At 68.5% G+C, this 13,317-nt stretch carries 11 protein-coding genes, 1 tRNA gene and 1 pseudogene; 7 read left to right on the top strand and 6 right to left on the bottom strand.

The features are described from left to right. Positions 1–58 precede the first annotated feature (58 nt). Positions 59–1,849: a methionine--tRNA ligase gene (metG, locus tag GFD30_RS06600; protein WP_227995895.1), complete on the bottom strand. Its 1,791-nt coding sequence runs from the start codon at positions 1,847–1,849 to the stop codon at positions 59–61. 156 nt (positions 1,850–2,005) lie between these two features. Here metG and GFD30_RS06605 point away from each other — a divergent pair, with 156 nt between their 5' ends. The 5 genes from GFD30_RS06605 (at position 2,006) to GFD30_RS06625 (ending at position 7,601) form a co-directional block, all read left to right on the top strand. Further along, positions 2,006–2,794 carry a hypothetical protein gene (locus GFD30_RS06605; protein WP_153024394.1) on the top strand — a complete coding sequence of 263 codons (789 nt, stop codon included), beginning with the start codon at positions 2,006–2,008 and terminating at the stop codon, positions 2,792–2,794. A 244-nt stretch (positions 2,795–3,038) separates the two neighbouring features. Then, positions 3,039–5,180 (top strand): transglycosylase domain-containing protein, encoded by a 2,142-nt coding sequence (locus GFD30_RS06610; protein WP_153024395.1) that lies wholly within the window; start codon positions 3,039–3,041, stop codon positions 5,178–5,180. 196 nt (positions 5,181–5,376) lie between these two features. Further along, positions 5,377–6,927 carry a dolichyl-phosphate-mannose--protein mannosyltransferase gene (locus tag GFD30_RS06615; RefSeq protein ID WP_322633013.1) on the top strand — a complete coding sequence of 517 codons (1,551 nt, stop codon included), beginning with the start codon at positions 5,377–5,379 and terminating at the stop codon, positions 6,925–6,927. Between the two features lie 102 nt (positions 6,928–7,029). Beyond that, positions 7,030–7,105 (top strand) — tRNA-Ala (locus GFD30_RS06620). A gap of 28 nt (positions 7,106–7,133) precedes the next feature. Next, entirely contained in the window at positions 7,134–7,601 is a 468-nt protein-coding gene (locus GFD30_RS06625; protein WP_153024397.1) for a hypothetical protein, read from the top strand. Positions 7,602–7,682: 81 nt separating this feature from the next. On the opposite strand, the pseudogene GFD30_RS28215 reads toward GFD30_RS06625, so the two are convergent. From GFD30_RS28215 to GFD30_RS06645, 3 genes and pseudogenes are all read right to left on the bottom strand, one after another. Continuing rightward, a pseudogene (locus GFD30_RS28215) lies at positions 7,683–8,747 on the bottom strand (recombinase family protein); the annotation flags it as partial. Next, on the bottom strand, positions 8,744–8,935 hold the full coding sequence (locus tag GFD30_RS06640) for a hypothetical protein (RefSeq protein WP_153024398.1): 192 nt from the start codon (positions 8,933–8,935) through the stop codon (positions 8,744–8,746). The gene GFD30_RS06640 and the pseudogene GFD30_RS28215, both read right to left, overlap by 4 nt. A gap of 539 nt (positions 8,936–9,474) precedes the next feature. After that, the gene (locus tag GFD30_RS06645; protein WP_153024399.1) at positions 9,475–10,425 is read right to left on the bottom strand and encodes a replication-relaxation family protein; all 951 of its coding nucleotides are present in this window, start codon (positions 10,423–10,425) and stop codon (positions 9,475–9,477) included. A 288-nt stretch (positions 10,426–10,713) separates the two neighbouring features. On the opposite strand from GFD30_RS06645, the gene GFD30_RS06650 reads away from it, so the two are divergent. Beyond that, on the top strand, positions 10,714–11,271 hold the full coding sequence (locus tag GFD30_RS06650; protein ID WP_322633014.1) for an HD domain-containing protein: 558 nt from the start codon (positions 10,714–10,716) through the stop codon (positions 11,269–11,271). Here the strand turns inward: GFD30_RS06650 and GFD30_RS06655 are convergent. Further along, entirely contained in the window at positions 11,268–11,738 is a 471-nt protein-coding gene (locus GFD30_RS06655) for an NUDIX hydrolase (RefSeq protein WP_153024400.1), read from the bottom strand. The genes GFD30_RS06650 and GFD30_RS06655 overlap by 4 nt on opposite strands. Then, positions 11,735–12,502, bottom strand: coding sequence for an XRE family transcriptional regulator (locus GFD30_RS06660; protein WP_153024401.1), 768 nt, complete (start codon positions 12,500–12,502; stop codon positions 11,735–11,737). Before GFD30_RS06660 ends, GFD30_RS06655 begins: the two co-directional genes overlap by 4 nt. A 156-nt stretch (positions 12,503–12,658) precedes the next feature. On the opposite strand from GFD30_RS06660, the gene GFD30_RS06665 reads away from it, so the two are divergent. Further along, positions 12,659–13,237, top strand: coding sequence for a hypothetical protein (locus tag GFD30_RS06665; protein WP_153024402.1), 579 nt, complete (start codon positions 12,659–12,661; stop codon positions 13,235–13,237). Positions 13,238–13,317 lie beyond the last annotated feature (80 nt).

A 13,317-nucleotide genomic window follows, 5' to 3' on the forward strand; every position in this document is an offset into this window, starting at 1 on the left:
CGTCCGGCTCGAACGCGCAGCGGCCCCCGGCGTCGAGCCGGGGGCCGCTGCGTTCGCGTCAGGAGTTCAGGCGCTCGATCTCCTCGTCGACGATCGACGGGTCGAGCTTCGTGAACACCGGAACCGGCTTCTCGAGCGGCGTGCCCGGCGCCAGCGGCACGGACTCCCACTTCGGGACGTCCGAGTAGTCGCCGGTGAGGATCGGGTACGGACCGCCGGTCACGCCGCCCTCGTCGAGGTCGGCGACCTCCTCGATCCGCGGCATCGGCGCGAACACGCCCTCGCCGCCGAGGAGCTCGTGCACGCGCTGCGACGAGTGCGGCAGGAACGGGCTCATCACCGTCTTCAGGTCGGAGACCGCCTGGAGGACGGTGAACAGGACCGTGCCCTGGCGCTTCGGGTCCTCCTTCATCTTCCACGGCGCGGTGTCCGCGAGGTACTTGTTCGCGGCGCCGACGGTCTTCATCGCCTCGCCGATCGCGGCGCGGATCTTGTTCTGCCCGATGAGGTCCCCGACCGCGTCGAACGACGCCCGGGTGGCCTCCAGCAGCTCGCGGTCGACCGCCTCGAGCTCACCGGGCTCGGGGACGGCGCCGAAGTTCTTGGCCGCCATCGCGATCGACCGGTTCACCAGGTTGCCCCAGCCGGCGACGAGCTCGTCGTTGTTGCGGCGCAGGAACTCCGCCCACGTGAAGTCCGAGTCCTGGTTCTCCGGGCCGGCCGCGCAGATGTAGTACCGCAGCGCGTCGGGGGAGTACCGCTCCAGGAAGTCCCGCACGTAGATCACCACGCGGCGCGACGACGAGAACTGCCTGCCCTCCATCGTCAGGAACTCCGAGGAGACGACCTCGGTCGGCAGGTTCAGCTTCCCGAGCCCGCCCGGCTCGCCGCCCTTCGCGCCCTCGCCGTTGGCGCCCAGGAGCATCGCCGGCCAGATCTCGGAGTGGAAGACGATGTTGTCCTTGCCCATGAAGTAGTACGAGACCGCCTCCGGGTCCTGCCACCAGCGCTTCCACGCGTCCGGGTCGCCCGAGCGGCGCGCCCACTCGATCGTGGCGCTCAGATACCCGATGACGGCGTCGAACCACACGTACAGGCGCTTGTCGGGGCGCTCCCGCCACCCTTCGAGCGGGATCGGCACGCCCCAGTCGAGGTCGCGCGAGATCGGGCGCGGCTGCATGTCGTCGAGGAGGTTCCTGGTGAACCGCAGGACGTTCGTGCGCCACCCGGTGCGGGTGTCGAGCCACGCGTTCAGCGCGTCGGCGAACGCCGGCAGGTCGAGGAAGAAGTGGTCCTCCTCCACGAACTTCGGGGTCTCGCCGTTGATCCGCGACTTCGGGTCGATCAGGTCGACCGGGTCGAGCTGGCGGCCGCAGTTGTCGCACTGGTCGCCGCGCGCCGAGTCGAACCCGCAGTGCGGGCACGTGCCCTCGATGTAGCGGTCCGGCAGCGTGCGGCCCGTCGACGGGCTGATCGCCCCGAGCGTCTTCTTCTGCAGGATGTACCCGTTGCCGTAGAGCGTCGTGAACAGCTCCTGCACGGTCTTGTAGTGGTTCCCGGTCGTCGTGCGCGTGAACAGGTCGTACGACAGGCCCAGGGCGTCCAGGTCCTCGACGATGATCCGGTTGTACTTCGCCGCGGCCTCGGCGGCCGTCAGGCCCTCCGAGTCGGCCTGCACGAGGATCGGCGTGCCGTGCTCGTCGGTCCCGGACACCATGAGCACGTCGTGACCGCGCATGCGCATGTAGCGGGCGAAGACGTCGGCGGGTACCCCGAATCCTGCTACATGTCCGATGTGCCGAGGGCCGTTGGCGTAAGGCCAGGCCAACGCGGTCAGTACGTGAGTCATGCGCCCCATGGTATCCGTCCCGGAATCTGGGCGGACGGCGTCCGATGGGCACCGACCGCCAGGTCGCGGCCGGTGGTCCCGCATCCGGCGGACGACGACACACTATCCCTGCGCGATTGCGCCCGGCTTCGGCGATTCGGTGATGCAATAACCGGTATGTCTGGAACGAACCGAGCGGCGGATCCCCAGCCCCAGCCCGCCGGCCGCGACGCGGGCCGCGAGCGCCCCGTACCCGAGGTCCCGGCCGCCTACGGCGCGATCGAGCGCCCCGAGCCGACCGGCGTCGAACCGATCGGACCCGTCGACTGGGAGCCGGCCGCCGAGCCGCCGCCCGTGCCGCACCCGGTGCCGCAGCGCAGCCCGCTCGGCTCCCAGTACGAAGGCATGGCCGCGATCCGGGCCGTATGGGAACGCGCCGCCGAGACCGAGAAGCGCCGCCCCGCCCGCCCCGGCCGGCCCGAGCCCCGCCGCGAACCCAAGCGCTACGCGCCCGCGCTCCTCGGCGTCCTCGTCTGCGCGTGCCTGCTCATGTTCTTCGCCTGGACCGCCGCCCCCGCACTCTGGATCAGCGTCGGCCACGCCGACGAAGGAACCGTGACCGTGGCCTCCTGCCAGGAGGGCTTCGCGCCCTCGTGCACCGGACTGTTCACAGCGGACGGCTGGTCGAAGGCCCTCTCGCTCACCGGCGACGTCACCGCCGCCGACGTCGGCACCGAACTGCCCGCGCGCGCGACCGGCCCCGGCGCCCACAGCGCCTACGTCGGCGGCGCCGGCGGGCTGCTGCTGCGCTGGGCCCCCGCGCTGGTGCTCTTCATGGCCTCGGCGTTCGCGCTCGTCGCCGCCTCCGGCGCCACCCGCCTGTACGACCACCGCGCCGGCGCGGTCGGCCTCTGCTGGGCCTTCGCCGGCGCCGTCCTCGCCGCCGCCCTCGCCTTCGCGTGGTGACCGGCGACGCACCACCGGTCCGTCCCCTTCCCGTAGCAGCGGGTGCATGATCGCCGCTGACGGCGCGCCCGCGGGCGCGATGAGCTGTAATCGCCCCCACCCGCACCGGGCTGCGTCAGAACCGCCCCCCTCGCGCGTCGTAGAGTTGGGGCGCCCCCGGACTCCGCCTGACTCGGCGCTGCGACGCGCCCAACTGAATTGACCGACCGTTCCTTCCCCGTTGCGGGGCTCCTCGGGAGACAGCGTGAGTGATTCCTCGAAACCGGTGGCGCAGACCTGGTTCGGACCCATCACCGCCGTGCAGCGACGCGCCATGTTCGCGCTCGTGCCGGTGGCGGTCGCGTTCGGCCTCGTCGTCGGACTGGCGTTCCTGCCGGTGACCAGCGGCATCGGCGGCCTGGCCAAGGTCGGGTCCGAGGCCGTCCTCGACCTCCCCGACGAACTCGTGCTGCCGCCGGCGCCCGAATCGTCCACCCTGTACGCCGCCGACGGCACCACCGAGATCGCGACCTTCGGCGACCAGTACCGGGTCCAGCTCGAATACGACCAGATCCCCGACTCCGTGACCGAGGCGCTCATCGCCACCGAGGACTCGAACTTCTTCGAGCACAACGGGGTCGACCCCGAAGGCGTCATGCGCGCCCTGGTCACCAACATCGCCGCGGGCAGCACCTCCGAGGGCGCCTCGACGATCACCATGCAGTACGTGCGGCAGGTGCTCTCCTACACCGCGACCACGCCCGAAGAGGTCGCCGCGGCCAGCGAGGTCACCATCGACCGCAAGGTCAAGGAGATGGGGTACGCGCTGGCCCTCGAAGAGGAGATGTCGAAAGAGGATATCCTCACGAACTACCTGAACACCGTCTACTTCGGCAACGGCGCGTATGGGATCGGCGCGGCCGCCCAGGTGTACTACGGGAAGGTCCCCGCGGACCTGACGGTCGCCGAGTCGGCGATGCTGGTGGGCCTCATCCAGTCCCCGAGCGTCTACGACCCGATCAACGGCTCCTCCGAGGCGGCCCTGGCCCGCCGCGACCACGTGATCAACCGGATGGTCGACGTCGGCTACCTCACCTCCGACGAGGGCGAGGCCGCCCGGGCCGAGGGCCTGAACCTGAACCCGCAGGAGGCCAACAACACCTCCGGCGGCGCGATCGACTCCCCGTACGGCTTCTTCGTCGACTACTTCGAGAAGTGGTGGGAGCAGCAGGAGGACTTCGGCGAGACCGAGGAGATCCGCAAGGCCCGCCTCTACCGCGGCGGCTACGAGATCGTCTCGACCCTGGACGTCGACCTCCAGGAGGCGTCGCAGGACGCGATCGAGAAGCAGCTCGAGACCGGCTCGGAGTACGCGCTCGGCTCGGTCGTCGTGCAGCCGGGGACCGGCGCCATCCAGGTCATGGCCGTCAACCGCAACTACTCGAACGACGTGTCCGACAACGGGCCCAACACCGCGAACGACGAGTACAAGGGCTCGTACCCGAACACCACGAACCCGCTGCTGAGCGGGAACTCGGACGTGCCCGGGTACCAGGCCGGCTCGTCGTTCAAGATGTTCACGATGCTCGCGGCCCTCGAAGAGGGCATGCCGCTGGACACCACGATCTACTCGCCGTACCAGTACACGTCGCAGTACGTCGTCGGCGACGGCGCGGCCGCGTGCGGGGACTACTGGTGCCCGAAGAACGCCTCCGAGTCCGAGGTCGGCAACTACAACATGTGGACCGGCTTCGGCGAATCGGTGAACACGTACTTCGTGCAACTCGCCGAGCGCGTCGGCGTCGACAAGGCCATCGACGTGGCCAAGCGCCTCGGCATCAAGTTCCGCAACGCGACGGACCTGAGCCACGTCGAGAACTACCCGGAGACCTACGGGCCCTTCGTCCTCGGCGTCACCCAGACCACGCCGCTCGACATGGCCGCCGCGTACGCGGCGCTCCCGGCCGACGGCCTCTACTGCGCGCCGATCCCGGTGACCTCCGCGACCACCAACACGGGCGGGACGATCGCGTTCGGCAGCGAGTGCAACCAGGCGATCAGCGTGGAGGTGGCGCGCGCGGCCGTGGACGCGGCCCGCTGCCCGACCGGGGACGGCGCCGTCGCCGGCAACTGCACCTGGGGCACCGCCGAGCAGGTCGGCGACGCCGTCGACGGCCCCGTCGCGGGCAAGACCGGCACCACCGACTCGAACTCCACCAACTGGTTCGTGGGCTTCACTCCGAACGCCGCCGCGGCCGCGTTCGTCGCCGACCCCGACAGCCCGCAGAACTTCGTGGGCCGCTCGAACCTCGGCAAGCCCGCTAACGCGGTCGCCGACATCCTTGCGGCCCAATGGGAGATGAACGGCGAAGGGGACTTCACGCCCCCGACGGAACTCGTGCACTGACGCCTGTCGGAAGGCTCCGCCAGGTCCTGTTCTGCGGGCCGGAACGGCCGACATCCGGCCCGTTCGCGCGCTCGCCGCGTCGCCGGGGCCTCCAGATGCAACACCGGTACCTGCAGCCCCTCCGCCTTGCGAGCGAGCGAACGGACCCGGACACCGCCTCGCCCTGGCCCACAGGGCAGGCCCTAGACTCGGGCCGGTGAGCGCCACCGCAGTCCGGCCCGAGCAGCCGCCCGCCGCCTGGCGGCCGACACCGCTCCCCGGCCCCCTCCCCGCCGTCCGGGCGCGCCTGCAGAGCACCCTCCCGGACGACCGCCGCCGCGCCCTGTGGGTGACCGTCACGGTCACCGGGATCGCCGCGGTCCTGCGCCTGATCGGCCTGAACCACCCCAAGGGCCTGATCTTCGACGAGGTCTACTACGCGCAGGACGCGCACTCGATGCTGTCCCACGGCGTCGAATGGGACCCGGGCACGACCGGGTCGGCGTACGTCGCGCACCCGCCGTTCGGCAAGTGGCTCATCAGCCTCGGGGAGCTGGCGTTCGGCTACGACGAGGTCGGCTGGCGCATCAGCGCGGCCGTCGCCGGCGTCGTCGGCGTCGCGGTCCTCATCCGGCTCATGCGCCGCCTCACCGGCTCGACGCTCCTCGGCGGGACCGCCGGTCTCCTGCTCGCCGTCGAAGGCAGCCACTTCGTGCTCTCGCGGACCTCGCTGCTCGACATCTTCATCGCGACGCTCCTGCTCGGCGCCATGTACTGCGTCGTGCGCGACCGCGACTGGCGCCGCGCCGGGTGGCTCGCCGCCGTCGACGACGGCCTCGACGTCCTGCGCCGCCGCCCGCGGCTCGGCGTCCCGTGGTGGCGCATCGCGTGCGCGGTCCTCCTCGGACTCGCCATGGCCACCAAGTGGTCCGCGCTGTGGTACATCCTCGCCGCGATCCTGCTCTTCGTCGTCTGGGACTGGCGGCTGCGCGCCGACGCCGGCGCCCGGAAGCCGTTCCGCGACACCGTCATCTACGAGTTCGGGCAGAACCTGTGGTTCGGGCTCCTCGCGATCGGCGTGTACCTCCTGTCGTGGACCGGCTGGTTCCTCAACGACACCGGTTCCTACCGGCACTGGCTCGCCGACCAGGGCGAGAGCGAGCCGCCGGTGATCGGCGCGCTGCGCAACTGGTGGGAGTACCACCTGAGCGTCCTCAACTTCCACGAGACGCTCTCGTCGGAGCACGCCTACCAGTCGTGGCCGTGGCAGTGGCTGTTCGACCTGCGGCCGGTCGTCTTCTACTGGAGCTCCGACGTCAACTGCGGCGCCGCCGACTGCGCCGCCGAGATCCTCCTCCTCGGGACGCCGCTGCTGTGGTGGACGTTCGTGCCCGCCGCCCTCGCCCTCCTGCTGTGGGCGGTCGCCAAGCGCGACTGGCGGGCCTGGTTCCTCCTCACCGGCATCGGCGCGGGCATCATCCCCTGGTTCTTCTACCCGGAGCGGACGATGTTCTTCTTCTACACCGCTCCCGCCGTCCCGTTCTTCATCGGCGCGGTCACGTGGTGCCTCGGCCTCATCGTCGGCCGCCACCGCCGCGGCGAACCGGCGCTCGGCTCCCCCGAGCGCCGCCTCACCGGGGCCTTGATCGCCGGCGCCTTCGTCGCCGTCGTCGTCCTGTGCTTCGCCTACTTCTGGCCGATCTACACCGGCGAGGCCCTTCCCCGCGACGAATGGCAGGCCCGCATGTGGCTCGACTCCTGGATCTAGCGCGCAGGGTCCCCGGACCTCCGCCCGCCCCTGATGCGAGACGCGGCCCACACCGCTCCCTCGCAGCCGCCTCCGGGCGCCGTGCTAATCTTGTCGCCGCAAGGGGCTTTGGCGCAGTTGGTAGCGCGTCTCGTTCGCAATGAGAAGGTCAGGGGTTCGAATCCCCTAAGCTCCACCATGGGGTTCAGACTTGAACTCCGACACATTTGAACATCGTTGTCGTCAGCGGTACCAGCCTCCGGGTTGGTGCCGCTTTCGCGTGTCCGGTCGCGGTAGGCCAGGAGCGGGGCGATGGTCGCTGTCGTGGCGGTGGTGGTGACGACTGGCTGGTGGGTCTCGTCGGCGTCGAGGGTGAGCTTGGTGAAGCAGATCGAGTTGAGGGTCTTCCGCTCCTCGTCCAGCAAGCCTTCGTAGAGCCCGCGGGGGTCGGCCAGGAGGTCGAGGAGGGGTGCGACGATTCCGGCGGCCTTGTCCAGGTGTGGTCGGTGGTCGGTGGCGAGTTGGGCGTCGATGGCGTCGCGCTGGGTGCGGATGTCGCTGATGCGGGAGGTGAGTTTCTCGGTGGGCCAGTCGGGGTGGCCGAGGAGTTCGACGATCTGGCTCTCAAGCGCGTCGAGGCGGGTGCGTTCGCGTTTGAGGTTGCGGCGCAGCGTTGCGGTGGTCGCTCGGTTTGAGGAGGCCACGTCTGCGAGGCCCTGTTTCGCCTCTGCGGCCTCGGCGGGGCTGAAGGCGATGGTCGCGTAGTGCGCGGCGACGGTTCGTTCGACGGTGGCGGTGGCGAACCGGGGCAGGTTGCAGCCGCTTCGTTCGTTGCGGCCCATGCATAGGAAGTAGAAGTAGAGGCGGCCGGTCTTTGACTTGGCGCGCTCGATGATGAGTCGTCTGCCGCAGCGTCCGCACCAGACGAGGCCCTTGAGGTAGTGGTCCCATTTGCGGTCGCGGGTGCCTGCGCCGTGCTGCTCGTAGAGCACGGTCTGCACCTTGTCGAACAGCTCGGGGGTGATGAGGGGTTCGTGGCGGCCGGGGTACTCGGTGCCGTTGAAGGTGACGTATCCGAGGTAGTAGCGGTCGCGGAGCATCTGGCCGATCTTGTTGATCGAGACGGCGGTGCCCGCCGGATACCTGCGAGTGGGCCGGGTGCGCAGGCCCGCGCTAGCGGCGAGTTTGCGGAGTTGGGGAAACGAGTGCTGTCCGGTGGCGTACCGCTCGAAGAGCATCTTCACCAGCGGGGCCCTGTCGGGGTCGAGGGCGACGGTGCGGACCTCGTGGCCGTCGACGCTCTCGCGGACGTTCAGGTACCCCAGCGGGGCTCTGCCGGGGGTGCCGCCTCGGGCGGCTTTGGCTTCCATCTTGTAGGCGATGTCCTGGCCGGAGACGCGGGACTGGTACTCGTTGAAGCCGTCGACCATGTGCGCCATGAGGTCGCCGGTCGGGGTGTCGTCGGTCGGGTCCTTGACCGACAGGATCGACACCCCGAGGCTGCGGAGTTCGCGCTTGGTGAGCCCGGCGTCGGTGGCGTCGCGGAACAGTCGCGAGCGCATGTAGACCACGACGTGGTCGACGTCGTGCTGGTTGCGGATGCGGCCCATCATCCGGCGGAACGCGGGCCTGCCGTCGATCGAGCGGCCAGACTTCCCCGGCTCGACGTACTCCTCCACCACGGTCAGCCCCAGGCGCTCGGCCAACTGCAGGCAGGCTTTCCGCTGGGCGGGGATCGAGTTCCCTTCAGAGTCGTAGTCGGTCTCCACCTGCCCCTTGGAGGACACCCGCAGATAGATCACGGCCCTGCCACCGCCCTGCGGGCCCGTCTGGTCGTTCATGTCGCTGCTTCCCCTTCAACGTCGTCTGCATGGCTGTCAGGGGCCGCTGGACCTGCCGTCGCCTGGTCGGTGTCGTTGTCGGCGATGCGTCGAAGCGCGACACGCAGCAGCAGCGCGGCCAGACGATCGGTATCGATGACATCGCGCCGTTTCCCGGTCACACGGATGTGCCGACTGGCCCGGCTCATCGCACCCACCGCCCGGTGAATGCGCAGGTAGAGACCCCTGTGGGGACGGTAGCGCGGACTCGTGGCGAATACGAGCGTTCAACACGGACGGGTGACGGGACTCGGATTGCGCGCTGAGCGAGGACCTGCCGAGCGAGTGCGGTGCATGCGGACGGGCACGACCCGACTGTCCATGTGTGCTGCGGGAAGAGAGTTGACCAGTGCAAGGGAGGCGACGTGCCGTCACCCGTGGTCTCAGATGCACTCTAGGTTAGCGGAGCATCACTCAAGACACAAGAGGCCGGAGTGGCAATCGGTGCTGATGTGGAGGGACCCGCGGAGCGGGGCGGGTACCGCTTGGTGTGGTCGTAAGACGCTTTGGGGGGAAATCAGAATGTATTTAGTAGGACCCGCACAGCGGAGACACTCTATTCACAGCGAGCTGGGGAAACGCGGCGGTGCGGGTACCGGAGGCGTCTCGGGGGCGCTCGCGGAAGTGGGCACGGGGCCGTTCCCGGAGCTCCTTCCGGGACTCCTCGGGCGCATCCTGGCCCGAGCCGTCACAAGTGGCGGAACGTGTAGACCTCGTCGAGGCAGCGCATCTCGGCAGGCGAATCCCCGGCGCACCACCAGACCGGGCCGAGTGGATCGCTGCTCCTCGCCGTGTTGGTGGTGGCGACCAAATCGCGTCCGCCCGCGGCAGTGAGCCGGTCGTGGAGGTTCGCCTCCCGTCCGGGTTTGGTGAACTCGATGAGCATCATCCGCGGCGACGCCAGGGCGAGGACCTGCTCACGGCTGTACTTGCCCTCGTTGATGTCCCTGCTCCGGATGCCCTGCCGCCGCGCGACCTCTTGGTTGTACCAGTCGACTTTGCGCACCAGGCGCTCCAACGGCTCGGTCCCGGTGTCGTACTCAAAGGTGAACTCGCGCTTTTGCCCGGCGAAAGCGAGGTCGAAGCAGCCGTCCGGGCGCTGGCCCATAGCGGGGGAGACTTTCTCGGCCTCGTGCTCGACGTACCAGTACCGCAGCACCGCCTCGATATCGCCGCGGCACGAGGAGGCCAGGCGGGTGTAGAAGTCGTTGACGCCTTCGAGGTGCGAGCGGTGCGAGGAGAAGAACAGCGTGTCCGCGTGCTGCCGTGCCTTCAGCTTGGTCGGAGCCCTGCCGGGCTTCGGCTTCTCTGATTTGCCGAAGAGATCAATCCCCGGATCGTGTTCGAAGTCGGCAACGGCGATCGCATGCACCAGGCACAGACCGAGCCAGCCCAGGAAGTACCGGTACGCCTCGTGCGTCGAGGGACGCCGGCGGTCGAGCAGGCCCTTCTCGCACAGCGTCTTGATCCGGTCGTACGCCGAGGAGGCCGAATCGAAGAACACCCGCTCCAACTGCACGATCGTGAGCAGACGGAACCGGCTCAAGTGATCGACGATCGCGAGATCCCGCTCCGTCAACTGGTGCGCGACCTCGCCCAGGGATGCCGCCGCCCGCGCAGGTTTGCGCCATGAACTCATTGACCCACCTCCGCCTCACAGCGGCGGGTACTCCTCTGAGCGACGCCGCTTCCGCGGGGCCGCTTCACTCTCACCTCGTACTGGATCGTTTGAGCTCCTCTCGTCGCATGGGACAGTCCGGCACAACCGCTCGTACTGCGAGCGCGAGCATGACTCGAAAACCTCATCAAGGCAAGCGTTCGTGCGGGTCTGTGCGGGTGCTCCACCCTCACAGACCCGCACCGCACCCGCACCGCTCAACTGTTCGTGCCAAGATGTCCGAAACTTGAGGCGGGCTAGGATCGTCGGGTGCAACCGGGCATGGCTGATCGCGCATGGGGTATCGCGGAGCTGAAGTTGAGCGAGGTGCTGCCTCGTCGGTGGCGTCATGTTCAAGCGGTTGCTGCTCGCGCTGATCGGGTGGCCTCGATCCTGGCAGAATCGAATGACCGCGAGCTGCTCGTGTCGGCGGCGGTGCTGCACGACATCGGCTACGCCCCCTCGATCGCCAAGACTGGATTTCATCCCCTCGACGGGGCGCGCTGGCTCCGGGACGTCGAGTTCGATGACCGCGTGGCAGGGCTGGTCGCGCACCACACCAATGCCGTGGTCGAAGCGGAGCTTCGCGGCCTCGACCGGGAGCTCTCCGGCGAGTTCGATCGTGAGGAGTCTCAGGTTGCTGATCTGCTCTGGTACTGCGACCTGACCACCGGGCCGGACGGGCAGGAGTTCACGGTTGGGGAGCGCCTCGCCGAGATTCGGGAGCGCTACGAGCCGGGCTCGGTTGTTGCCGAGTTCATCGACCGCAGCGCTGGGGAGTTCTTCGAGGTTGTGAAACGAGTCGAGGACGAGTTCTCTCCGACTTAGCCAATGTAGGGCTCACTGCGGTTTGCGAGGCCGTGCTCGATCCGCAAGCGCATCGAAGGGTTGATGGGCAGATCGCCGAGTTCGTCCGATCCCACCCAGGCGACCTGCGTCGATTCGGAGCTCGTGCGCAACCGCCCACCGATCGGCTTGGCTCGGAATGCGATCGAGAACTGCTGGCGTACTTCGCCGTCGCTGTACTCGATGAGGTGTCCGGGATCGGTGTAGAGGCCGATGACGCCGGTGATCTCGATGTTGAGGCCGGTCTCCTCCTGCGTCTCGCGGATCGCGGTGTCGGCGATGCGCTCGCCCAGGTCATGCCCGCCGCCGGGGAGTGCCCAATCGCCGTTGTCCGAGCGCTGGATCAACAGCACTCGGCCCTGGTCGTCGGTCACGAACGCGACCGTCGAGGGCACGACGCTGTTGGGGGCCGGGGCGTCGGGGTTGTTGATGTGGTCGATGCGGCTCATGGCCTCACCTTGCCATGATCGCCGCCCCAGGCGTTGCGTGAAGCGGTCCAGACTCGGTCGAAACTGTCGGCGTAGGAGTTGAACAGTGTGCCTCCGGCCAGGCGGCGCAGATGCAGGACCGGGGCGTGCGCGGCGGGGAAGCCGTAGACGTGGGTGTTGACCAGCATCTCGTCGTCGTACCGGTAGATGCTGTTGTACAGCGTCGTCGAGTGGTAGCCGACGAAGACGCCCTCGGTGCCCCGCAGCTTCTCGTAGAACGACAAGACGTTGCGGACCTTCGCGGCAAGCGCATCGCCGATCCCCTCTTCCCGTCCCCGCACAGCCACGGCCTCGCTGTCGGGGTCGCCGAGCAGGATCGTGATCCTGGTGCCGGCGGCGGCCTTCTGCTGCAGCGCCTCGATCAGGCCCGGATCGTGCTCGGGCAGGAACAGCCCGGAGTACACGAGGATGCCGATCCGCTCGGTGGCGTTGTCGAAGAGCCGTCGCCACAGCTCCGGTGGCACTTGGAACCGTCGTGGGTAGGTCCGGATCACCTCGGACTGGGAGACGCGGGCTTGGCGTTCGGCGGTGTCGATGTTCGGCCACAGGTATTCCTCGGTCTCATCGAGCATCGTGGCGACCGCCGAGCGGTGCCGCGGATACGGCACCCGCCCATTGCTGATCCAGCGCCGCACCGTCTTCGCATCGACTTCGAGCTCCTCAGCCAGCCCCTCTGGTGTCAGTCCCGCCACCTGCATGGCTTCCTTCAATCGCTCATTCGGCATAAGGGCTCCCGTCGGGGACGACTTCGGATCTGGAGGACGTCTCTTCGCGTCCCATTGTGTAGTTCAGTCGTCCCGCTCTGTCAACCACCCTGTAGATACACCGCTTCTTAGACGGCACCAAGCCGAAGCGAACGACCGCGCAACAGGGGGACACGCATGACGCAGGCACAGGCGCCCAACCAGACCGCCAAGTCGGAAGTGCTGGGCGAGTGGACGACCGACTACGGCAACCGCCTCACCCTCATGGCCCGCCGCGCCACCGGCTACGCCTCGATCTGGCTGACCCACCTCGGCAAACCCGCCAAGATCGGCTCGGTCGCACACGCAGGCGGTGTCCTACGCGAAGTCCGCTGGGAAGAGCCCTGGCGCGAGCAGACCGACGCGTGGAAGAACCAACAACGCCACCACATCGCCTCGCTCATCGCCACCTGGTACGCCGAGGGACACGAACCTCCGAGACAAGCCGCCATGCCCTCGACCGTGATCGGCACCTTCGACTGCTTCGGCTTCCGCTTCGCCGTCGAACCGACCGCCACCTCCGAGCACGCCATCCTCAGCGTCATCAACGTCGCAGGCACCCTCACCCCCGTCGCGGACCTCCTCCACGACCGAGGCCGCATTTGCGGCATCAGCACCCGCCCCGGCTGGAAGAGCACCCCCGACGACCGCAAACGAACCTGGCGCCACGAAGCCGAAACCATCCTGACGCGAGCAGCCCAACAAGGCCGACTCTAAGACCTTCCTCCAACAGGTGGGGCTCGCTGGGTGGAGCGAGCCCCACCTTCAACACTATTTGTAGATCAAGGCTGAAAACT

Origin of the sequence: Glycomyces albidus, from assembly GCF_009451885.1 — a bacterium.
GTDB lineage: Bacteria > Actinomycetota > Actinomycetes > Mycobacteriales > Micromonosporaceae > Glycomyces > Glycomyces albidus.

Bases quoted from the DNA above. Each gene is read 5' to 3' on its own strand.
- GFD30_RS06655 (WP_153024400.1), bottom strand. From the start codon at position 11,738: ATGAGCCGCATCGACCACATCAACAACCCCGACGCCCCGGCCCCCAAC.
- GFD30_RS06640 (WP_153024398.1), bottom strand. From the start codon at position 8,935: ATGAGCCGGGCCAGTCGGCACATCCGTGTGACCGGGAAACGGCGCGAT.
- GFD30_RS06605 (WP_153024394.1), top strand. From the start codon at position 2,006: ATGTCTGGAACGAACCGAGCGGCGGATCCCCAGCCCCAGCCCGCCGGC.
- GFD30_RS06665 (WP_153024402.1), top strand. From the start codon at position 12,659: ATGACGCAGGCACAGGCGCCCAACCAGACCGCCAAGTCGGAAGTGCTG.
- GFD30_RS06660 (WP_153024401.1), bottom strand. From the start codon at position 12,502: ATGCCGAATGAGCGATTGAAGGAAGCCATGCAGGTGGCGGGACTGACA.
- GFD30_RS06645 (WP_153024399.1), bottom strand. From the start codon at position 10,425: ATGAGTTCATGGCGCAAACCTGCGCGGGCGGCGGCATCCCTGGGCGAG.
- metG (WP_227995895.1), bottom strand. From the start codon at position 1,849: ATGACTCACGTACTGACCGCGTTGGCCTGGCCTTACGCCAACGGCCCT.